Source organism: Duganella sp. HH101, from assembly GCF_001758795.1.
Classification (GTDB): Bacteria; Pseudomonadota; Gammaproteobacteria; order Burkholderiales; family Burkholderiaceae_D; genus Rugamonas; species Rugamonas rivuli.
The window spans coordinates 228,492-247,935 of sequence record NZ_LRON01000008.1 but is presented as its reverse complement, the minus strand read 5'-3'; the positions used below and the strand labels follow the sequence as shown (position 1 = coordinate 247,935).

The following is a 19,444-nucleotide window of genomic DNA, read 5'->3' as shown; positions in this document are numbered from 1 at the left end:
GGCGAGACTTATTGGGAAGTGATGTCGGCGTCTTCGCCGGTGCCGCCGGCCTTGCCGTCGCGGCCGAGCGAAGTGATGTCGAACTCGGCCTTGGCGCCCGGCGCCTTGTAGACGTAGTCATGGCCCCATGGGTCGCGCGGCACGCCCTTCTTCAGGTAGGGGCCGTTCCACTTGGCGCCCGCCGTGGGCGGCGCCACCAGCAATGCGGCCAGGCCTTCCTCGGTGGTCGGGTAGCGGCCCACGTCCAGGCGGTAGGTGTCCAGCGATTTTTCAAACGCCTCGATCTGCGCCTTGGCGATGGTCACTTCCGACTTGCCCAGCTGGGCAAAATACTTGGGACCGACGTACGCCGCCAGCAAACCGATGATCACGATAACGACCAGCAATTCCAGCAGGGTAAAGCCGCCAGCCTTGTGAGCTGCGGTCTGACGGTGATTCTTTGCAACTTCCATCCGAACGACTCCTTAATGCACCACACGCCTACTGGCAAGAAGTCAGAGGCTACCATGCGGTTTGCATAGCAGACAACCTTTTCTTGCAAGCGTGCCGGGAGACTGCGACGGTTTCGCTCAGGCGGCCCTGGCCAGCGGCGTCCACGGCTGGTCGAGCAGGTGCAGCGCCATGCCGCGCGCGATGGCGTGGGCGCGGTTGGACACGCCCAGCAGGCGGTACAGCCGCTGCAGATGGTTCTTCACTGTCAGGCCGCTGATGCCGAGGATCAGGCCGATTTCCTCGTTGCTCTTGCCCTCGCGCACCCAGTGCAGGATTTCCAGTTCGCGCGCGCTGGCCGGCCGTGCCAGCGCGCCGGCGCGGGCCTGGCGCTGCTGCTGGCCGACGCGCTGCAGCGTCAGGTGCAGATACGGCAGCAGCAGTTCGAGGAAGTAGGCGTGGCGCGGGCGCGGACGATGCGGCAGGCCGAACAGCACGAAGAAGGTGGCGCCGCCCGGCAGGCGCTCGGTGCCGTGGATCAGCAGATTGTCCAGGCCCAGCTCGCGCAGCTCGTCGATGAAGGGCGCCAGCGGCTGGCGCGCGCCGCCGTCCTGCCCGGCGGAGCTGGCGTCCAGCATGGCCGGCAGCCGCTGGCCGTCGCGGCAGTGGCGGGCCAGGCGCAGCGCCAGGCCGTCGGTCTTGCCGCCCAGCCGCGCCAGCAGGCCGGCGTCGAGCACCGTGCTGTGCATGCATTCGACGTGCTGCAGCTCGTCCTGCGGGCCGAACTGCAGGCACACCATGATGCGGTGCGGCAGCAGCGCCTGGAACTGGCCCTGGGTCCACAGGCAGAACTGGCGGGCCTGGCGCAGCGGCAGCACCGCTTCGATGGCGTGCAGCAGGTATTCCTGCTCCATCTTGCTGAGGATGATCAATGGCTCCATCGTCAGGCCCGGGCCGCCTCACGGATGGCCCGGGCGCCCTGCTCCCAGGCGACGAAGCGGTAGCCGCTGCCGCGCACGGTTTCGATATGCTCCTGGTGGCCGCTGGGCTGGAGCGCGCTGCGCAGGCGGCCGACGTGGGCGTCCACGGTGCGCTCGTCGAGGTAGACGGCGTTGCCCCACACCTGGTCGAGCAGCTGGGCGCGGGTGTGGACCCGCTCCGGGTGGTTCATCAGGAAGTTGAGCAGCTTGAATTCGACCCGGCCCATGGCCAGTTCGCGGGCGCCGGCCGTCACCCGCAGCGTGTGCGGATCGAGCCGCAGGCCGGCCATCTGCACCGCGTCGGCCGGCTGCGGCGCGGCCGGCGCCTGCAGGCGGCGCAGCAGCGCGTGCACGCGGGCCACCATCTCGCGCGGGCTGAAGGGCTTGGTCATGTAGTCGTCGGCGCCGCTTTCCAGCGCCATGATCTTGTCCGGCTCGCCGCAGCGGGCCGTCACCATGATGATGGGCAGGTCGCGCGTGCGGGCGTGTCCGCGCAGGCGGCGTATCAGCGACAGGCCGGACTGGCCGGGCAGGTTCCAGTCCGTCATCAGCATCGTCGGCAGGCTGTCGTCCAGCATCAGCAGCGCGCTTTCGGCATCGCGCGCGCGGCTGACGGTGTGCCCCGCCATGCTCAGGTTCAGGGCGATGAGTTCCTGGATCGCAGGCTCGTTTTCAATGACAAGGATATGGGCGGGTCGCATGGCAAATCCGTGTAAAGGAAGCACTATGCAACAAGCAATCTGGCATTACTAATATGATTTCCATCGCGGATTTAGAGTTTCGCGATATATATCCGTTGCCTATCGAGCGCCCGCCTGCGTTAGCGGCGGTTTAGAAGCGGCGGTCTAAACGCAAAAAACGACACCCGCAGGTGTCGTTTTTTTGCAGCCTTGCGGCCGCTAAGCTCAGGCGGCGAGCTTGCGGCGACGGGCGACGCCGACCAGCATCACACCGGCGCCCAGCATGGCCCAGCTCGACGGTTCCGGTACCGCGCTGATGCTGGCGATCGTGCTGTCGGTGATCTCCGACGTCAGCACGCCGGCGCCGGCGGTCGGCGCCCAGCTGAACGACATCAGCGTGCCGTCCAGCTGCTTGTAGTTGCCCAGCGCCGTGGTGCGGTCGGCGCCATACAGCGACACCGCGAACTTGCTCTCGATGCCAGACGCCGCCGGGTCGGGCAAGCCGCCGAAGGTGACGTCGAAGCTGACCTTGCCGCCGAAGGAGACGGCCTGGAACAGGTCGTTGTAGCTGGTGGTATTGCCGAATACAAAGCCACCGCCCTGCTGCTGCACGTCACCCAGCAGCTCCACGCCGCTGAGGTCGCCGAAGCCGTTCAGATGGCTAATGGTGGCGCTGGCGAACACCACCGGCGAGTTGCCCGGATTGAATTGCAGGTCGATGAAGCCGGTGTTGGCCAGCGACGCGGTGTTGAGTTCGACGTGCAGCGTCTGGGCCGACGCCAGGCCGCAGGCGCCCAGCGCCAGCACCAGGGCCGCGTTGCGCAGGGTCAGGGAGAAGTTTGGTTTGAACATGGTCATATCCTTAGAAATTGCCGCTGAAAACTTTGGTGGTGTAGCTGATGTTGGCCGCGCCCGTCTTGCTGAAGCTCAGCGCGAAGGAGACGGTGGCGCCCGGCGCCAGCGTGGCGGCGTTGACCGTGATGTAAGGCGCGCCCGCATGGCTGCCGCTGGCGTTGGCCAGGGTGACGCCGGCCGGCAGACCGTCGAACTCGACCTGGAACGGACCGGTGAGCGCGGCGCCGCCGCTGTTGGTGATCGAGAACGTCGACGTGTACTTGCCGGTGCCGCGGTTGAACACCAGGCCGGTGGCGGCCGACTTGACGCTGGCGCTGACATCGCTGTATGGCGCCGCCAGGTTCAGGCTGATGACCACGGGATCGTGGTCGGAAGCGCGGTACGGTGCGGCGGTGTACTTGTCTTCCGGCTTGCCGTCGGTGTTGTAGTCGATCACGGTCGGCTCGTCGGCGTTGTTATGCCATTCGGCGGCGTCGGCCACCGACGGGCTCAGCGCCGGGCTGGCCAGCGCGTGGTCCAGATAGCCCGCCTCGCCGTTGAAGACGAAGGAATAAGGCATGGCGCCGCTGCCGCGTACGTAACGCTCCAGCTGGTTGACGTAGCCCTTGTCGGTGATGACCTTGATCGGGTCTTCCATGCCGTAGGAGTTGAAGTCGCCGATCATCAGCACGCGGGCGTCGCCGGCGGCGGCCGCCACTTGCGGCGCGAAGGTGTTGACCAGGCGATTGGCCTGCAGGACGCGGGTGGCGTTCCAGCAGCTCTGGCCGTCGCCCTTGTCGGCGTCGGCGCCGGAACCGCCCGGGCAGCTGCCCTTCGATTTCAGGTGGTTGACGATCAGCGAGAACTTGGCGCCGTTGGCGGCGACGAAGGTCTGCGCCATCGGCGGACGGTTGTTGACGGCGTCGGCGTCGGACAGCGCGCCGCCCACCATGGTCAGCGTGGCCGGCTTGTAGATCATCGCCACGCGGATAGCGTCGGTGCCGGTGGCGGCCGGTTTAGGCACGACCGCGTAGGTCTGGAAGCCGGTGCCCGGCGAGATCGCTTCATTGAGCGCCTTGACCAGGTAGCCCACCGTGTACTCGCCGCTGTTCTGGATTTCCATCAGGCCGAAGACGTCGGCGTCGATGGCTTTCAGTTCGCCGACGATCTTGGCGTTCTGGCGCTTGAACTCGTTCAGGTTGTCGGCGCCGCGGCAGTTGGACTTGCTGATGCTGGCGCCCAGCGAGCAACCCTGGCCGGTGCGGCCTTCGACATCTTCGCCGTTGGTGAAGGTGGTGAAGTAGTTCAGCACGTTGGCGCTGGCCACTTTGATGTTGCCTGCCGCCAGGGCCGGCGGCGCGGTACGCGGATTGTCTTGCGAGAACACCGGCGCCACGGTCGGCTGCAGCTTGAAGCCCGCGCCGCCGCCGCCCTTGGCGCCGAAGTCGACCACGCCGGTCAGGTCGGACACGGTGTCGCCGGCGCGCAGCGAGCCGTCGGCGCCCAGGTAAGGAATCGTGGCCGGGGTGACGAAGACGCCGTCGTCCAGCACGATCTGGCTTTGCGCGTTGGCGGTGGCCAGCGCCTTGGCTTCGTTCGAGCCGGCGGCGTAGTGGTTGGTCGGCGCTTCCAGGCGGCCGGCCGACAGCGTCACTTCGCCGCGGTCGCCGAGGAATTCCAGCTGCGACACGGTCAGCGCGTTGGTGAAGCGCACCAGCATGCCTTCGACCTGGCCCAGGTTGGCGTACGGCAGCTGGATGTTGGTCGGCGTGACGGCGATGCCGCTGCCGGTCTTGACGATGGCGGTGATGTTCTGCAGCTCGGTGTAGGCGTGGCCGCCGGCGACCGGCGCGTAGTCGGTCACGCTGCCGGTGATGCGCACCTGGTCGCCCACCTTGACGGTGCCGGTGTTGGCGGCGGTGGTGTAGACGAAGATGCCGTCCGAGGTCTGCGGATTGCCGTCGCCGGCCGCGTCCTGGATGAAGAAGCCGGAGCCGACCTTGGCCGTGACCACGCCTTCGGTGGTTTGCACGGTGCCGGCGTAGGGGCTGGTCTCGCCCGCGCCCTGGATTTGCGGAATGCTGTGGGTGACGCCGGCCGGCGCGGCAACGGTGACGCCGATGGTGCAGCTGGCTTGCTGCGACTGGTCGTTGTCGAAGCGCACGACGACCGGGTAGCTGCCCTGCGGCACGCTGGGGGCCACGTTCAGGCTGGCGGTGGCGGTGCCGCCGGCGGCGCTCGCGGCCAGGAAGTTGACCAGGCTGATGCCCGGCACCGGGGTCGAGGTGATGACGGCGTTGTTGACGGTGCCGTCGGCGTCGGTGGCGCTCAGGTCGGCGCTGCCGGCGGAGCCGACCGCCATGGCCAGGTTGGCCGGGCAGCTGGCGACGATAGGCGGCGCGGTCGGAACGCTGCACAGGTGCACCGGCGTGGAGGTGTTGCGCGGATTCGGCGCGCCGGTGGCGAAGTCGCTGCCGTTGTTGTCGGTGTCGGTGCAGCCGCCGTTGGCGCGCAGCGCGGCGGTGGTGTTGGTCAGGCCGGGGCCGTTCGTGCCTTCGAAGTAGCCGGCGTTAAAGCCCAGCAGGTCGACCAGCGTGGCGCCGCTTGGCGCGGCGCCGGCCAGGGCGTTGCCGTCGTTGACCAGCGCGACCTTGCCGGCCGTGCCGCTCATCGGGATGGTGCCGGTGGTGTCCGGGACCAGCGCGCTGCCGGGGCCGGTGCCGGCCGCTTCCTGGACCAGGTAGTACTGGCCGGGCTGCAGCACCGGGTTGCCGCTGATCTTGGTCACTTGCCACGAGGAGCCGGCGGCGCTGGCGTACTGCACGCTCCAGCCGCTCAGGCTGACCGGCACGTCGCCGCGGTTGAACAGTTCGATGAAGTCATTCTTGATGGTGGCGCCGGAGTTGCCGCCGCCGCCGTACACCTGGCTGATCACAACCGGCGATGCGCCGAAGGCCGGCGCCGACAGGCCCGCCATCAGGGCGGCAGCGATGATGGTGCGCCGGCCCGGCGTAGCGGCAGCCTGGGCTTGGGGCGTGTGGGTAGTTTTTTTCATGTGTGGGTCCTGGGATGGAAAAGGTCGGCGCGGCAGTCTTAACAAAATGTTTGCAAACATTGCCTTTTGCATATTAAGGCGCGGGATTGACGCCTTGATGACACAGCGTTAGTCCGTTCGGACTAAGGCATGGTTCCATGCCGGCGCCCGCTTTTTCTGGCCTATCGGCCCACTGCGTGCTATTATTACTTAAACGCAATTCAAATTACCTTATTGTAATTTTTTGACGCATCATTCTTCTGGCCCGCGCCCCTCCCCCGCGCCCGGCCGGCTTGAAAATCCGGGCCCCGCATCGCCCGACTGCCGCCATGGAGCGAGCATCATGAGTACCTTACGCACCATCCTGCTCATTTGCGCCCTGTTCAGTCCCTGGATGGCGCGCGCCGCCGCGCCACAGAACGGCGCCTGCATGCTGGCGCTGAAGGCGCCGCCCGAGGTCCGCCCCGCCGGCCCGCCAGCACCGGCACCGGCCGTCAAGCCGGCCGAAACCAGGCAGGGCAAAAAAAAGATCAATATCGATTTTCTCTACGACCCATGCAGCATGACCGACGCCGAGCGCGACAACGAGCAGACCGAGAAGCCGATGCTGTCGCGCGATCAGCTGCTGCAGGAGTACGAGAATTGGATGGAATGGAATCGTCGCCAGCCAGGCGGTACGCAGGCCGGGATGTGGTGGTTCGGCACGCTGCAGGCGCCGCACGCCTACCCGGCGACAGGAACGGGGCAAGCGCTCGACTGGTTGTCAGGCCAGCCGGTGCTGCTGTCCATGGTGACGCGCCAGGGCGGCGAGCCGTGGCTGGAACAGGTGGAAACCCTGCCCGCCGTGCCGGAGCCGCAAGGCTATGCGCTGTGGCTGGCGGGCCTGGCATGGGTGGCGCTGGCGGTCCGGCGCCGCCGGCTTAGCGGCGGTAGGGCGCGGCCAGCGGCTCGCCGATGAACACGCCCTGGGCCGGCCAGGCCACGCTCTTCCAGTAGGCTTCGATCGCGCTGCCGCCGCGCAGGTACTGGCCCAGCAGCACCGTCGAATTGGGGAACTTCTGCCAATGATTGCACGGTTCGCTGACCGTGCCGTAGCTGGCCGTCGCGCCCGCATCCAGCCAGCGCAGGCTGCTCATCTGCGCATCCGCCAGCAACTCCCCGCCCTGCGACGTCAGATGGTCGGCCAGCGCGCCCGGCAGGAACTTCAGCGTGTCCAGCTTGGGCACGTGGGTCAGGCCGGTCTGGTAGACCATGATGTCGCTGACCTGCTCGATGCTGTCGGCCTGCAGGTTCTTGATGGTCAGCTTCTTGGACGGCACGCTCATCGAACGCGGGAAGAAGCGCGCCCGGCTGCTGCGCGCGGCGTCGCTGGTGGTGAGGAAATAGGCGGTGCCGGTCGGCATGGCGAAACCGGCCAGCACGCCGCGGTCGATCAGCGCCTTGGACGCCTCCACCGATTCGATCGGCAGCAGCATGGACAAACGCATCCGGAAATCGGTGTAGGGCCGGGCCGACGGCGAGTTGTAGTAGCTGCTGGGCTTGCTCGGGGCGCAGCTCTTGGCGCACAGGCTGCTGTCCAGGCCCAGCGTGTAGGCCGAGGTCAGCGAATTGCATTCGACCGCGTACGGCGCGGTCCACACCATCAGCACGGCCTGGATCTCCGGGCCCAGCTTGGCGTCGATCTGCGCCTTCAGCGCCTCGAACTGCTCGGCGTCGAGCTTGCGGGGCCGGTGCGGGATGCGCACGTGCACCATGTTGGCGGCCGGGATGCCGCGCGCCTTGCGGTAGTACTCGCCGATTTCGACGCTGTTGGGCTCGTCATCGTTGATGACCACCGCCAATTGGGCGGCGCCAAGGCCGGAGGCCGGCACGTGCTGCGCGCGGGCCGCGCCGGAAAACGCCAGCATGGCGGCCAGGAAAAGGAAGAAGTGTCGCAAGTGGTTCGATCGCATGGATTAAAAAAAAACGGAAGCGGCAGCTTCCGTTTGAATTATAGCGCCATTGTCAGGCTTTGCGACGCCGCGCCAGCCAGCCCAGCACGCCCACGCCGCCGAGCAGCATCGCGGCCGACGAGGGTTCCGGCACCGGACTGACCGCGACCGCCCCCACGTAGTTGCCGGCGGCGCCGTTGCGCACGGTGCCGTTGACCAGCAGGTAGTAGCTGTCGGCGATCAGGTGCGGGGTGCTCACGGCCCAGACTTCGACCGCCGCGTCCGGCGCCGACTGCTTGGTGCCGTCGAGCGAAAAGCCGGCCGAGTTATAGATCTCGAAACTGTCGAAGGACGCGCCGCCCAGGTTCAGGTCGGCGAGGTTCAGGCTGGAGACAAACGCCCCCAGCGACTGCCCCGTGCTGGCCGTGAAATCGTAGCGGTCGTGGAATGTGTTGCCGGCGTTGCCGGCGCTGAACTCGTGCTTGAGTACGGCACTGCCGCTGCTCAGATCCAGGGTTTGCACGCCCTGGCTGATGTCGGCAGCCTGCGCCCATGGCAGGCCGGCGGCCGCGGCCAATAGCATCGCCGCCATGACGGTTTGTGTACGCTTCATACATCACCTCCTTAAAAAAAAGGCGGCCACGGCATGCGCTGCCGCCGGTTGTCCCGATACTGCCAATCGATCCTAGCATGGCTGAAATGCCAGTGTTAAGCGAACCGCAATCGCGCGTGGCCGCGCCCGCCAGGCGCGCGCGCGGGCCCGCTACGGGCGCCGAGAGGGAAAAACAGGGGAAGGCGGAGGTGTTGCAGGCGGCGTAGGAAGCGGCCTACGCCAAGACGGGAAAACGGCGGCCGCGCTGTTCAGCAGGGGCCGCCGCGATAGCGCATCAGGCGCGCTGGTAGACGTCTTCCAGGCGGACGATGTCGTCCTCGCCCAGGTAGCTGCCGGACTGGACTTCAATCAGGTGCAGCGGCAGCTTGCCCGGATTTTCCAGGCGGTGCGTGGTGCCGATCGGGATATAGGTCGATTCGTTCTCGGTCAGCAGCGTCACCTGGTCGCCGCAGGTCACGCGGGCCGTGCCGCTGACGACGATCCAGTGTTCGGCGCGGTGATGGTGCATCTGCAGCGACAGCTTGCCGCCCGGGTTGACCGTGATGCGCTTGACCTGGAAGCGCTCGCCGATGTCGATGCCCTCGTAGCAGCCCCATGGACGGTAGACCTTGGTGTGGTGCAGGTGCTCGGTGCGCTGCTTGGTCTTCAGGTGCTCGACGATGTTCTTGACGCGCTGCACCTGGTCCTTGTGGCAGACCAGCACGGCGTCGTTGGTTTCCACCACGACCACGTCCTTGACGCCGACCACGGCCACGATGCGGCTCTCGGCGCGCACCAGCGAACCGCTGACGTCGTCCAGGTAGACGTCGCCGCGGGTGGCGTTGCCCTGGGCGTCCTGCGGCTGCACTTCCCACAGCGCCGACCACGAGCCGACGTCGTTCCAGCCGATGTCGGCCGGCACCACGATGGCGTGGCGGGTGTGCTCCATCACCGCGTAGTCGATCGAGTCGGACGGGCAGGAGGTGAACGAGGCTTCGTCCAGGCGGCAGAAGTCGAGGTCGCGGTAATCCTTGTTGACGGCCGACTCGGTGGCGCTGGCGATGGCCGGCGCGTATTCCTGCAATTCCTTCAGGTAGCTGTCGGCGCGGAACAGGAACATGCCGCTGTTCCAGTAGTAGTTGCCGGCGGCGACGAAGCCTTCGGCGGTGGCGCGGTCCGGCTTCTCGACGAAGCGGTCGACGCTGTAGCACTGCGCGGCGGCGGCCGGCTTGCCGCTCTGGATGTAGCCGTAGCCGGTTTCCGGCGCGGTCGGCACGATGCCGAAGGTGGCCAGCGCGCCGCCGTCCACCATGGCGCAAGCGTGTTCGATGGCGGCGTAGAAGGCGTCGACGTTGTCAATCACGTGGTCGGCCGGCAGCACCAGCATGACCGCGTCGGCGTCGATCGCGCGCAGGTAGTGGGCGGCGGCGGCCACGGCCGGCGCGGTGTTGCGGCCTATCGGTTCCAGCAGGATGCCCAGCGGAGAGATGCCGATCTCGCGCATCTGCTCGGCGACCAGGAAGCGGTGCTCGTTGCCGCACACCACCAGCGGCGCCATCATCTGCGGCCGGCCGTTCAGGCGCAGCGCGGTGTCCTGCAACATGGTGCGGTCCGACACCAGCGGCAGCAGCTGCTTGGGCAGCACGGCGCGCGACAGCGGCCACAAACGGGTGCCGGAACCGCCCGACAGGATCACTGGGTAAATTTTCATGCTCTGATTCTCTTATCTGTTAGTTCATTGCTCTGTTCGGTGCGGCGCTTGCTGCGGCGGTCGCGGGCATTGGCCCACGAATCGGGATCGGTCTCGGAGACGTGCTTCATCTCGCCGGCGCGGTCGACACTATAGTCCTTAAACACGATCATTTCATTTAACGAAACATTCGGTAACACGCGAGTGTACTCGAACAGCACGCTGCGCACGACCTTGGCACCGGCGCAGATGTGGCTGCCGTGGCCGATCCAGGTCGGGCCGACGATGTGCACGCCGGCCTCGACGCGGGTGCCGGAACCGATGTAGACCGGGCCCTCGATGGTCGTACCCTCCCAGTCGATGCTGGTGTTCAGGCCGACCCACAGGCCGTCGTTGATCTGGATGCCGGGCATGTGCAGGTGGGCCACTTCGCCCATCAGCACGCTCTGGCAGGTTTCCCAGTAATCGGTGACGCTGCCGATGTCGATCCAGTTGTAGTTGCGGGTCTGGGCGTAGAACGGCATGCCCTTCTCGGCCAGCAGCGGGAACAGCTGGGAGCCGATGTCGAAGGTCTGGCCCGACGGGATCAGGTCGATCACCTCCGGTTCGAAGATGTAGATGCCGGTGCTGACGAAATTGGACTTGGCTTCCTGCTGGCTGGGCTTTTCCTGGAACTCGGTGATGCGGCCGTCGGCGTCCGTGACCACCACGCCGTAGCTGGAGACCTTATCCCACGGCACTTCCTTGGTGATGACCGAGGCCAGCGCGCCCTTGCGGCGGTGCTCGAACAGCGCCGACTTGATGTCGAGGTCGATTAGCGCGTCGCCGCACAGCACGATGGTGGTGTCGTCGAAGAAGCCGCCGAACTCCTGGATCTTCTTCATGCCGCCGGCCGAGCCCAAAGGCTGCGGCACGACCTCGCCGTCGTCGGTGGTATAGCCCTCGAAGGAGTAGCCGATCTGGACGTCGTACTGGTGGCCCTCGCCGAAATACTCTTCTATCTTCTCATGCAAATAGCTGACGTTGACCATGATCTCCGTCACGCCATACTTGTGCAGATGCTCGATCAGATAGGCCATCACCGGCTTGCCCAGGATAGGGATCATGGGCTTGGGCAAATCGTAAGTCAGGGGGCGCACGCGCGTGCCCTTGCCTGCTGCAAGTATCATTGCTTTCATGGGAAGTTCCTATTCAGTAGGCGTGGTTTGCCAGCGCCAGGAATCGGCGCACATCTGTTCGACATTGCGCTGCGCCTTCCAGCCCAGCTCGCGTTCGGCCAGGCTGGCGTCCGCATAGCAGGCGGCGATGTCGCCGGGACGGCGCGCCACCAACTGGTAGGGCACGGGACGTCCGCTGGCGGCTTCGAAGGCGCGCACCATTTCCAGCACGCTGTTACCGCGGCCGGTTCCCAGATTGTAGGTAAAAATGCCGCTGCCCGTCGCCAGCTTGGACAACGTGGCCAAATGGCCCAGCGCCAGGTCGACCACGTGGATGTAGTCGCGCAGGCCGGTGCCGTCCGGCGTCGGATAATCGCTGCCGTACACCGACAGGCGCTCGCGGCTGCCGTCGGCCACCTGGGCGATGTAAGGCACCAGGTTGTTGGGGATGCCGTTCGGCTCTTCGCCGATCAGGCCGCTGGCGTGCGCGCCGACCGGGTTGAAGTAGCGCAGCAGCGCGATGCTCCAGCTCGGGTCGGCCTTGTACAGGTCGCGCAACATCTCTTCGATCATCAGCTTGCTGCGGCCGTAGGGATTGGTGGCCGACAGCGGGAAGTGTTCGAGGATGGGCACCGAGGCCGGGTCGCCGTACACCGTGGCCGAGGAGCTGAACACCAGCGACTTGACGCCGGCCTTGGCCATGCACTCGAACAGCACCAGGCTGCCGGTGACGTTGTTGTCGTAGTAGCGCAGCGGCTGCTCGACCGATTCGCCGACCGCCTTCAGGCCGGCGAAATGGATCACCGAATCGAGGCGGTGGGCGGCGAACACCGCCTCCACCGCGGCGCGGTCGCGCACGTCGGCGTCGACAAAGGTGAACGATTTGCCGGCGATGCGCTCGACGCGCTGCTGCACCGAGGCCTTGGCGTTGGACAGGTTGTCCAGCGCCACCACCTCGTGGCCGGCCGCCAGCAATTCCACCACGGTATGCGAGCCGATGTAGCCCATACCGCCAGTCACTAGTATCTTCATTTGCCCTCTTTCCGTAACGACGAGACCGCGCCAGGCAGCGGCGCATGGGCCGAGTACAGGCGCTCGTAGGCGGCCAGCAGTTTCGGCGCTTCGTATTCCCATTCCAGCTCGTTGACCACGCGGTGGCGGCCGTAGGCGCCCATGCGTTCGCGCTGCGCCGGATCGTCCAGCAGCTCGACGATCTTGCGCGCCATGTCGACCGGGTCGTTCTTCAGCGCGTACAGCGAGGCCTCCTGCGCCGACACCTTGCCTTCGACCAGGTCGAACTGCACGATCGGTTTGCCCAGCGCCATGTACTCCATGATCTTGTTCATGGTCGACTTGTCGTTCATGTCGTTGGCCACGTCCGGGTTGACGCAGACGTCGGCGGTGTTGAGCATTTCCAGCAGCTGCTGGTCCGGCACGCGGCCGGTGAAGGTGACGTAGTCGGCGATGCCCATGTCGGCCGCCATCTGCTTCATCTGCTCCAGCGACGTGCCGCCGCCGACCAGGCCGAACTGCACATCGGTGCGGCCCATGGTCTGGATCAGGTATTGCGCGGCCTGCAGCAGCAGGTCGATGCCTTCCTGCGCGCCCATCACGCCGACGTAGCCGACCAGGAACTGGCGGCCGCGCTTGAGCTCGGGCACCGGCGGCAGCACGCGCAGGCGGTCCAGCTTGGGTCCGCTGCGCACCACGTAGCATTTGTCGGCCGGCATGCCGCCGCGCTCGATGGCGATTTTCTTGTACGACTCGTTGGTGGCGATCGAGACGTCGGCGGTCTTGAACGACCAGCGCTCGAACAGCACCATCAGCTTGTAGAAGAAATCGCGGCGGCCGAACTTGGCCTCGTACAGCTCCGGGTTGATGTCGTGGTGGTCGAACAGGAACTTCTTGCCCATCGTCAGCTTGAAGAAGCCGCCGATCAGGAACAGCAGATCGGGCGGATTGCAGGCGTGGATGACGTCGAAGCCGCGCGCGAAATGCACCTTCCACGCCAGGCGGAAGGTGTGGAACAGCGCCAGCGAGTATTCGACCAGATAGCCCTTCGCACCCTCCGCCTCCAGCGGCAGGCTGTAGCGGTGGATGTGGATGCCGTCGATTTCCTCGTAGCGGCTTTCATAGCCCTTGCCGGTCGGGCAGATGATGGACACCAGGTAGCCGTTGGCGTGCAGCGTGGTGGCCTCCTGCCAGACCCGCCGGTCGAACGGCGACGGCAGGTTCTCGACCAGGATCAGGACGCGGCGCTTACCAGCAGATGCCATCGTACTGCCCCCCGCTTTGCTCGGCGCTGATGCGCACCAGGTCGACCAGGTTCTGGCCCGGCTTCAGCTGGCCCGGCACGGTCTTGAACTCGGCCGCGCCGTTGCCGATGACGATGGTGTCGGCGAAGGCCAGCACTTCGTCCATCGAATCGACCATCAGCTTGGAGATGTGCGGAATGTGGTTGAGGATGTAGTCCTGGTTGGCGCCGGTCAGCGCGGCCAGGTTGACGTTCTTGTCGTACAGCTTCAGTTCGTAGCCCTTGCCCAGCAGGTGCTCGATGACGTCGACCAGCGGCGATTCGCGCAGGTCGTCGGTGCCGGCCTTGAACGAGAAGCCGAGGATGCCGACCTTGCGCGCGCCCTTGTCCATGATCATCTTCAAGCCTTTTTCGACCTGCTTCTGGTTCGATGGCAGCACCGAGTTCAGCAGTGGCAAGTCCAGGTCCAGGCTGCGCGCCTTGTAGGTCAGCGCGCGCACATCTTTCGGCAGGCAGGAGCCGCCGAAGGCGAAGCCCGGCTTCATGTAGTAGGACGACAGGTTGAGCTTGGTGTCCTGGCAGAAGATCTCCATCACCTTGTGGCCGTCGATGCCGACCGCCTTGCAGATGTTGCCGATCTCGTTGGCGAACGCCACCTTGACGGCGTGCCAGGTGTTGTCGGTGTACTTGACCATCTCGGCCGTCTCGACGTTGGTACGCACCAGCGGGGCGTCCATTTTCTCGTACAGCTGGACCAGCATGGCGCCGGCCTTCTCGTCGCTCTCGCCGATCACGGTCTTCGGCGGATGGTAGTAATCGTAGACGGCCGTGCCTTCGCGCAGGAATTCAGGGTTGTTGCAGACGCCGAAATCGACGCCGGCTTTCTTGCCGGAAGCCGCTTCCAGCGTCGGGATGACCACGCTGCTCATCGAGCCCGGCAGCATGGTGCTGCGCGCGACGACGACGTGGAAGCTGGTCTTTTCCTTGATCGCGGCGCCGATCTGCTCGCACACCTTGCGCACATGGCTCAGGTCGAGGTTGCCGTTCAGCTGCGACGGCGTGCCGACGCAGATCAGCGACATGTCGGTGTTCATCACGGCGTCGTGCACGTCGACCGTGGCGCGCAGGTGGCCGGACTTGACGGTGGCGGCGATCATTTCGCCGATGTCTTTTTCGATGATGGGAGTCGTGCCCTGGTTGATCAGGTCGACCTTGGTGCGGTTGGGATCGACGCCGACCACTTCATGACCGTCGGTGGCGAGACAACCGGCGGATACTGCGCCCACATAGCCCAGGCCAAAGATACTGATTTTCAAAATACACTCCTCAATGAATTGTCGATGCCACCATTAATTTACTACCTGAACCGCGTCCGGCGTGGAATTTACCAGCAGCCGCAGCTCAGTCACTATTTCTGTCGTACCGTCTACGGTACCTTGCCATCGCAGCGTGTCGATAGCGGTTTTTTCGTCGAAGCGGCGCGAGATCCAGCCGCCGATCGGCTTGTCGCTGCCCCGCAACACTTCGGCGCCGCCGCCGAAGCCGCAACGCAGCTGCAACTCGCTGCGCCGGCCCAGCACCCGCACCACGCCGTCGTTTAATTCAGTACGGCAACCTTCCGCCAGTTGCCAGTGCAGTGCAACATGATGCGAACCCCGACATTGTAATATGTCTTTGACAACGAGGGTATTTCTGTTCGTATCGAACTCGACCACCCGGCGGTGCGTGACCGGATCGGCCAGGCACTGATAGCCATCGTGCTCGCCCTCGAAGCGCTGCAGCGCGCCGTCCGGCTGGTGCGCGATCAGGCGCGCGTTGGCCTTGCGCAGCCACATGAAATTGCCGCCGATTTCGGACTGGTCGCGGTGATCGACGCACACGGTATTGTGCGCCGCAGTACTGCGGAAGTAATCGCGCCAGGATTTTTGCGTGTGGTAGGCGTAGGTGCCGGGATCGATCAGGAATTCCTCGCCGCCCAGCGACAGCGTGAACGCCAGCGCGTCGGCGTGGCCGTGGGCGGCGATCGACAGATAGCCGAGCGGCGCGCAGTCGGCCACCAGGCGCACCTCGTCGGCGCCGCCGAAGCGCTGGCCCAGCAGGTAGTAGCCGCCTTCGGGGAAGGCCATGACCGGCTGCTCGGCGCCGGCCGGTGTCAGGCTGTCCCAGCGCTGCTGGCCGGCGTCGCCGAACAGCCAGCGGGTCTTGCCGTCCAGCGCGCCGGCCTTGCGCTTGAAGTCGGCGCGGCCGAACAGCAGCGCGCAGCTGGCCAGCAGCGAGCGGTACGGCGACCAGCCGGCCTCGTGCGCCAGCCGCACCATCTGGGCGTCGTCGGCGTCGCCGGTCATCGGCATGTGGCCGCCGGCGTCCAGCAGCGCGGCCAGGAAGTCGGCCAGTTTTTCCAGCCGCTGCAGGTAGGCCGGCGCGAACGCCACGCCGTGCGCCTGCCCCACCAGGTGGCACAGCAGCATCATGTCCATCACTTCGTGCTGGTAGTACACCGCCTGTTCCTTGTTGACGCCGTCGGCGGTGTTCTGCTTGAGCGCCTCCACTTCCAGGCCGCGCTTGGACAGCGCCAGCCAGCGCGCCGAGTCCGGCCAGCACGGCCACACCAGGCTGGCGACGAACAAGCCCATGTACTCGCCGAACAGGTGGTTGTTGGCCGACGAGTGGCGCGAGAAATAGCCCTGGATGAAATGGCAGTGCTGGTAGACGCTGTCGAGCCACTGGCGCTGGAAGCGCTGGCCGTCGGCGCCGGCGAACAGCGGCGAGGCCGCGCCGCCCAGCAGTTCCCAGGCGAAGGCCCAGTTCAGCAGGCGCACCGCCAGTTCAAGCGAACTGGTCCAGTGCACGCCCTGCGGATACGGGCATTGGTCGAACCACGATTGCAGCAGCGCGCGGGCGCCGTCGGCGTAGCGCTGCTCGCCGCTGGCGCGCCAGGCTTGCGCCAGCGTCACCAGTTCCAGGTGGCGGCTCGGTTCCCACAGGTATTTGATGTCGCCCACCACGCGCTCGCTGCGGTAGTCGATGGCCTTGCCCAGGCCCATCGGCGCCTGCGTGCCGGTCTTGGGGTCGACGTTCCATTGCGGCGGGAAGCCCAGCGCCGCGCCGCGCAGGGCGAACACATTCCAGCGGCCGGCCAGGATGGCGTCGGCCGCGGCCAGCAGCGCGGCGGCGTCGCCGCCCTGGGCGCCGTCCGGCAGGAAGCGCGGCAGCGAACCCGGCAGCGCAGGCAGCGGCGGCCGGGCCGCCAGGCCGAGGCCGAACTTGCTGGCCTTCTTGCGCGCCATCTGCTCGACGCGCCAGACGATCTCGCCCACCGACATCAGTTTCAAACGATTGATTTTCCAGCCTAAAGTGCTCATGCGCGCGCGAATCCCAGTTCTTGGTACAGTTGTTCGATGCGCGGCAGGACCGCGCCGCTGGCGAAGGTGGTTTCCACCTTGCGCCGCGCGGCCGCGCCCATGCGCTGCGCCAGCGCCGGATCGGCCAGCAGCTGGTCCAGGCGCGCGCTCAGCGCGTCGATGTCGCCGGCCTGCACCAGGAAGCCTTCGACGCCGTCGCTGACCGCTTCCGGAATGCCGCCGACCGTGGTGCTGAGCACCGGCATGCCGGCCGCCATCGCTTCCAGCAAGCTCATCGGCAAGCCTTCGTTATAGGACGGCAGCACGTAGATCGTCGCCGAGGCCAGCAGGCCGGCCTTCTGCTCCGGGCCGACCCAGCCCAGCAAGCGGACCTTGTCGCCCAGCCCGCGCTGGCGCGCATAGTCGGTGGTCTGGGCGGTCTCGCCGTCGCCGCCCAGCAGCGCTTCCGGCGCGGCCGGCAGGCGCGACAGGGCGTCGACCAGGTCGTAGGTGCCCTTGCGCTTGCCCAGGCGGCCCAGGAACAGCAACTGGCCGCTGGCGCGGGCCGACCATGCGGTGGCCGGCGGCAGCATCACCGGGTTGTAGATCGCCTGCACCGGCGCGCGCACGCCTATGCTTTCCACCCATTGTTTCCACATGTCCGACAGCACCACCACGCGGCGCGCGCGGTTGAAGACGGCGCGGATCAGGCGGCGCCGCAGCGGGCCGGACTCCTGCTCGTAGAAGATGACGAACTCGGCGCCGTGCAGGTGCAGGATGGTCGGAATGCGGAACAAGAAGGCCAGCAGGAACAGCGGCATCTTGCGCCAGAAGCTGGCGCGCGAAGCCACGTGCACGTGCAGCAGGCCGACCTTGAAACTGAGCAGCATCAACAGGTAGCGGCCGTAGGCGCGCAGCGCGGCGCCCAGCTTGGCCGCGGCGCTGCCGTCGCAATGGGTGGCCAGGTAGACGATGGGATAGCGCTGGAACAGGCCGGCGTCGCGGTACACTTTGACCACCGACGAAATGCCGCCCATGGTGTCGAAGCCGGTGCCGGCCATCACAATTATTTTACTCATCGCGCCTGTTCAGGATAGTGGTTGCAGGGGCCCGTCATGCGGCTTCCTGCAACGAGATAAATTCAAACTTGCCATTGGCGCCGCGCGGGATCGCCGCCACCCTGTTCACGCTGACCGTCACGTTCGGCACGCGCAGCAGGAAGTTGTCGACCAGTTCGGCCTCGTCGGCCGCCGAGAAGCCGGCCGCCGCCACCACGTTCAGCTCGAAGCGGGCGCGGCCGCGATACACGATCTGCCCCTCCACCACCTGGTCCGCGCCCTTGAAGACGTGGTCCAGGCGGCCGATCTGGCGGCCGTCCGGCAAGGTGATCACGCGTTCCTTGCGGCCGCCGATCGCCGCCACCACCGGGAACTGGCGCCCGCAGGCGCACGGCCCCTCGCCCATCCGCACCAGGTCGCCGGTGCGGTAGCGCACCAGCGCCGTGGCCCGGTTGTTCAGGCTGGTGCCCACCAGTTCGGCCGTGCCGTCGCCGTTGTCGAGCAGCTCGACCATGCTGTAGTCGGTCAGCAGGTGGTAGCTGCCATGCTCGCAGTTGGCGATGGCGGCGACGCGCTCGGCCTGGCCGTACCAGTCGAACACCTTGACGCCGAACACCGCCTCGACCTGGGCCCGGACGTCGGCGTCCATGGTTTCGGACGAGGTCATGATGCCGCGCAGCGCCCCTCCCTCGTAGCGCCGGCCCTGCGCATGCAGCCAGGCGGCGATCGCGGCGATGGACGAAGGATACGCGTGGATAATGACCGGATCATAACGGCGCAGCTCGTCGCAATAGGCGCCGATGGTGGCGCCGGCCAGATGGTAGGACGACATCATCAGCATCTTGCCCGGCCAGTCGTAGCACCAGTAGCGGCCATCGGCCGGCCGGGCGTCGCACACCACGTCGCCGCGTATCCAGGCGCGCCGCTGGCCGGGCTGGTAGCCCATCCAGCGCAGGTGGCGGTGGATGAAGGCTTCCTCGCGCACCACGCAGGCCAGGTCCTGGACCACGGTCAGCGGCTGGCCGGAGCTGCCGCTGGTCTTGATCTTGTTGCGCAACAGCGTGCCCAGGCCGCGCGGGCGCAGGTAGCGCTGCGGCGTGCCGCGCACATCGGCCTTGGCCATCGTCGCCGCGCCGTCCGCCACCATGGGCACGGCGTTGGGCTGCGCCGGCACGGGCAAGCCAAGCAGGCGGCAGCGGGCCGCCACGTAGTCCGCCAGCGCCGCCGCCGAGCGTTCGTTGCGCGCCAGCTCGGGGTACAGCAGGGTCCGCGCGGCGACGCCGCGCACGGCGTCACGCAGCAGGGAGCGCAGCGAAAATTTTAACGAGTATTTCCACATGTTCAAAAGCTCTGGGAGCGCGCGCCGGTCGACGCGCGGTGTTGGGAAAGGCTAGCGACTAGCAACAAAGCAGGGGCTGACGTCGGGCATTATATAGCAGTTTCGATATCCTTTCGGCAATTACC

General features: G+C 66.4%; 16 protein-coding genes. 1 reads left to right on the top strand and 15 read right to left on the bottom strand.

All coding sequences use genetic code 11. The features are described from left to right. Positions 1-8: 8 nt before the first annotated feature. The 5 genes from gspG to DUGA2_RS15335 form a co-directional block, all read right to left on the bottom strand. On the bottom strand, positions 9-452 hold the full coding sequence (gene gspG, locus DUGA2_RS15355; RefSeq protein ID WP_070270156.1) for a type II secretion system major pseudopilin GspG: 444 nt from the start codon (positions 450-452) through the stop codon (positions 9-11). 117 nt (positions 453-569) lie between these two features. Then, positions 570-1,370: an XrtB/PEP-CTERM-associated transcriptional regulator EpsA gene (gene epsA / locus DUGA2_RS15350; RefSeq protein ID WP_070270154.1), complete on the bottom strand. Its 801-nt coding sequence runs from the start codon at positions 1,368-1,370 to the stop codon at positions 570-572. Between the two features lie 2 nt (positions 1,371-1,372). Further along, positions 1,373-2,110, bottom strand: a complete 738-nt coding sequence (locus DUGA2_RS15345; protein WP_070270152.1) for a winged helix-turn-helix domain-containing protein — start codon at positions 2,108-2,110, stop codon at positions 1,373-1,375. A gap of 204 nt (positions 2,111-2,314) precedes the next feature. Beyond that, positions 2,315-2,941, bottom strand: coding sequence for an NF038129 family PEP-CTERM protein (locus DUGA2_RS15340; RefSeq protein ID WP_070270268.1), 627 nt, complete (start codon positions 2,939-2,941; stop codon positions 2,315-2,317). Positions 2,942-2,951: 10 nt separating this feature from the next. Next, entirely contained in the window at positions 2,952-5,978 is a 3,027-nt protein-coding gene (locus DUGA2_RS15335) for an ExeM/NucH family extracellular endonuclease (protein WP_070270150.1), read from the bottom strand. Positions 5,979-6,300: 322 nt separating this feature from the next. Here DUGA2_RS15335 and DUGA2_RS15330 point away from each other — a divergent pair, with 322 nt between their 5' ends. Further along, complete coding sequence (locus DUGA2_RS15330) at positions 6,301-6,915, top strand: PEP-CTERM sorting domain-containing protein (RefSeq protein WP_141753287.1); 615 nt, start codon at positions 6,301-6,303, stop codon at positions 6,913-6,915. On the opposite strand, the gene DUGA2_RS15325 is transcribed toward DUGA2_RS15330, so the two are convergent. The 10 genes from DUGA2_RS15325 to DUGA2_RS15280 all read right to left on the bottom strand — a co-directional run bounded on the left by DUGA2_RS15325 (position 6,878) and on the right by DUGA2_RS15280 (position 19,319). Continuing rightward, positions 6,878-7,909 (bottom strand): TIGR03790 family protein, encoded by a 1,032-nt coding sequence (locus tag DUGA2_RS15325; protein WP_229214694.1) that lies wholly within the window; start codon positions 7,907-7,909, stop codon positions 6,878-6,880. The two genes, DUGA2_RS15330 and DUGA2_RS15325, sit on opposite strands and share 38 nt — an antisense overlap. Positions 7,910-7,961: 52 nt before the next feature. Beyond that, on the bottom strand, positions 7,962-8,501 hold the full coding sequence (locus tag DUGA2_RS15320) for an FxDxF family PEP-CTERM protein (protein WP_070270143.1): 540 nt from the start codon (positions 8,499-8,501) through the stop codon (positions 7,962-7,964). A gap of 274 nt (positions 8,502-8,775) precedes the next feature. Next, entirely contained in the window at positions 8,776-10,191 is a 1,416-nt protein-coding gene (locus DUGA2_RS15315) for a mannose-1-phosphate guanylyltransferase/mannose-6-phosphate isomerase (RefSeq protein WP_070270141.1), read from the bottom strand. Continuing rightward, on the bottom strand, positions 10,188-11,348 hold the full coding sequence (locus tag DUGA2_RS15310; RefSeq protein ID WP_070270139.1) for a sugar phosphate nucleotidyltransferase: 1,161 nt from the start codon (positions 11,346-11,348) through the stop codon (positions 10,188-10,190). The genes DUGA2_RS15315 and DUGA2_RS15310 overlap by 4 nt, the downstream gene beginning before the upstream one ends. A gap of 9 nt (positions 11,349-11,357) precedes the next feature. Then, positions 11,358-12,359, bottom strand: a complete 1,002-nt coding sequence (galE, locus tag DUGA2_RS15305; RefSeq protein ID WP_070270137.1) for a UDP-glucose 4-epimerase GalE — start codon at positions 12,357-12,359, stop codon at positions 11,358-11,360. Next, entirely contained in the window at positions 12,356-13,603 is a 1,248-nt protein-coding gene (locus DUGA2_RS15300; protein ID WP_070270135.1) for a glycosyltransferase family 4 protein, read from the bottom strand. Before DUGA2_RS15300 ends, galE begins: the two co-directional genes overlap by 4 nt. Beyond that, positions 13,587-14,897: a nucleotide sugar dehydrogenase gene (locus tag DUGA2_RS15295; RefSeq protein ID WP_008446413.1), complete on the bottom strand. Its 1,311-nt coding sequence runs from the start codon at positions 14,895-14,897 to the stop codon at positions 13,587-13,589. The genes DUGA2_RS15300 and DUGA2_RS15295 overlap by 17 nt, the downstream gene beginning before the upstream one ends. 33 nt (positions 14,898-14,930) lie before the next feature. Beyond that, positions 14,931-16,943: an alginate lyase family protein gene (locus DUGA2_RS15290; protein ID WP_070270133.1), complete on the bottom strand. Its 2,013-nt coding sequence runs from the start codon at positions 16,941-16,943 to the stop codon at positions 14,931-14,933. Further along, positions 16,940-18,001, bottom strand: coding sequence for a glycosyltransferase family 4 protein (locus tag DUGA2_RS15285; protein WP_070270131.1), 1,062 nt, complete (start codon positions 17,999-18,001; stop codon positions 16,940-16,942). The genes DUGA2_RS15290 and DUGA2_RS15285 overlap by 4 nt, the downstream gene beginning before the upstream one ends. Positions 18,002-18,035: 34 nt before the next feature. Then, complete coding sequence (locus DUGA2_RS15280; protein ID WP_070270267.1) at positions 18,036-19,319, bottom strand: phenylacetate--CoA ligase family protein; 1,284 nt, start codon at positions 19,317-19,319, stop codon at positions 18,036-18,038. Positions 19,320-19,444: the final 125 nt, after the last annotated feature.

Coding starts and splice junctions, on each gene's coding strand:
- DUGA2_RS15325 (WP_229214694.1), bottom strand. CDS start 7,909: ATGCGATCGAACCACTTGCGACACTTCTTCCTTTTCCTGGCCGCCATG.
- galE (WP_070270137.1), bottom strand. CDS start 12,359: ATGAAGATACTAGTGACTGGCGGTATGGGCTACATCGGCTCGCATACC.
- DUGA2_RS15290 (WP_070270133.1), bottom strand. CDS start 16,943: ATGAGCACTTTAGGCTGGAAAATCAATCGTTTGAAACTGATGTCGGTG.
- DUGA2_RS15285 (WP_070270131.1), bottom strand. CDS start 18,001: ATGAGTAAAATAATTGTGATGGCCGGCACCGGCTTCGACACCATGGGC.
- gspG (WP_070270156.1), bottom strand. CDS start 452: ATGGAAGTTGCAAAGAATCACCGTCAGACCGCAGCTCACAAGGCTGGC.
- DUGA2_RS15315 (WP_070270141.1), bottom strand. CDS start 10,191: ATGAAAATTTACCCAGTGATCCTGTCGGGCGGTTCCGGCACCCGTTTG.
- epsA (WP_070270154.1), bottom strand. CDS start 1,370: ATGGAGCCATTGATCATCCTCAGCAAGATGGAGCAGGAATACCTGCTG.
- DUGA2_RS15300 (WP_070270135.1), bottom strand. CDS start 13,603: ATGGCATCTGCTGGTAAGCGCCGCGTCCTGATCCTGGTCGAGAACCTG.
- DUGA2_RS15345 (WP_070270152.1), bottom strand. CDS start 2,110: ATGCGACCCGCCCATATCCTTGTCATTGAAAACGAGCCTGCGATCCAG.
- DUGA2_RS15280 (WP_070270267.1), bottom strand. CDS start 19,319: ATGTGGAAATACTCGTTAAAATTTTCGCTGCGCTCCCTGCTGCGTGAC.
- DUGA2_RS15320 (WP_070270143.1), bottom strand. CDS start 8,501: ATGAAGCGTACACAAACCGTCATGGCGGCGATGCTATTGGCCGCGGCC.
- DUGA2_RS15335 (WP_070270150.1), bottom strand. CDS start 5,978: ATGAAAAAAACTACCCACACGCCCCAAGCCCAGGCTGCCGCTACGCCG.
- DUGA2_RS15330 (WP_141753287.1), top strand. CDS start 6,301: ATGAGTACCTTACGCACCATCCTGCTCATTTGCGCCCTGTTCAGTCCC.
- DUGA2_RS15310 (WP_070270139.1), bottom strand. CDS start 11,348: ATGAAAGCAATGATACTTGCAGCAGGCAAGGGCACGCGCGTGCGCCCC.
- DUGA2_RS15340 (WP_070270268.1), bottom strand. CDS start 2,941: ATGTTCAAACCAAACTTCTCCCTGACCCTGCGCAACGCGGCCCTGGTG.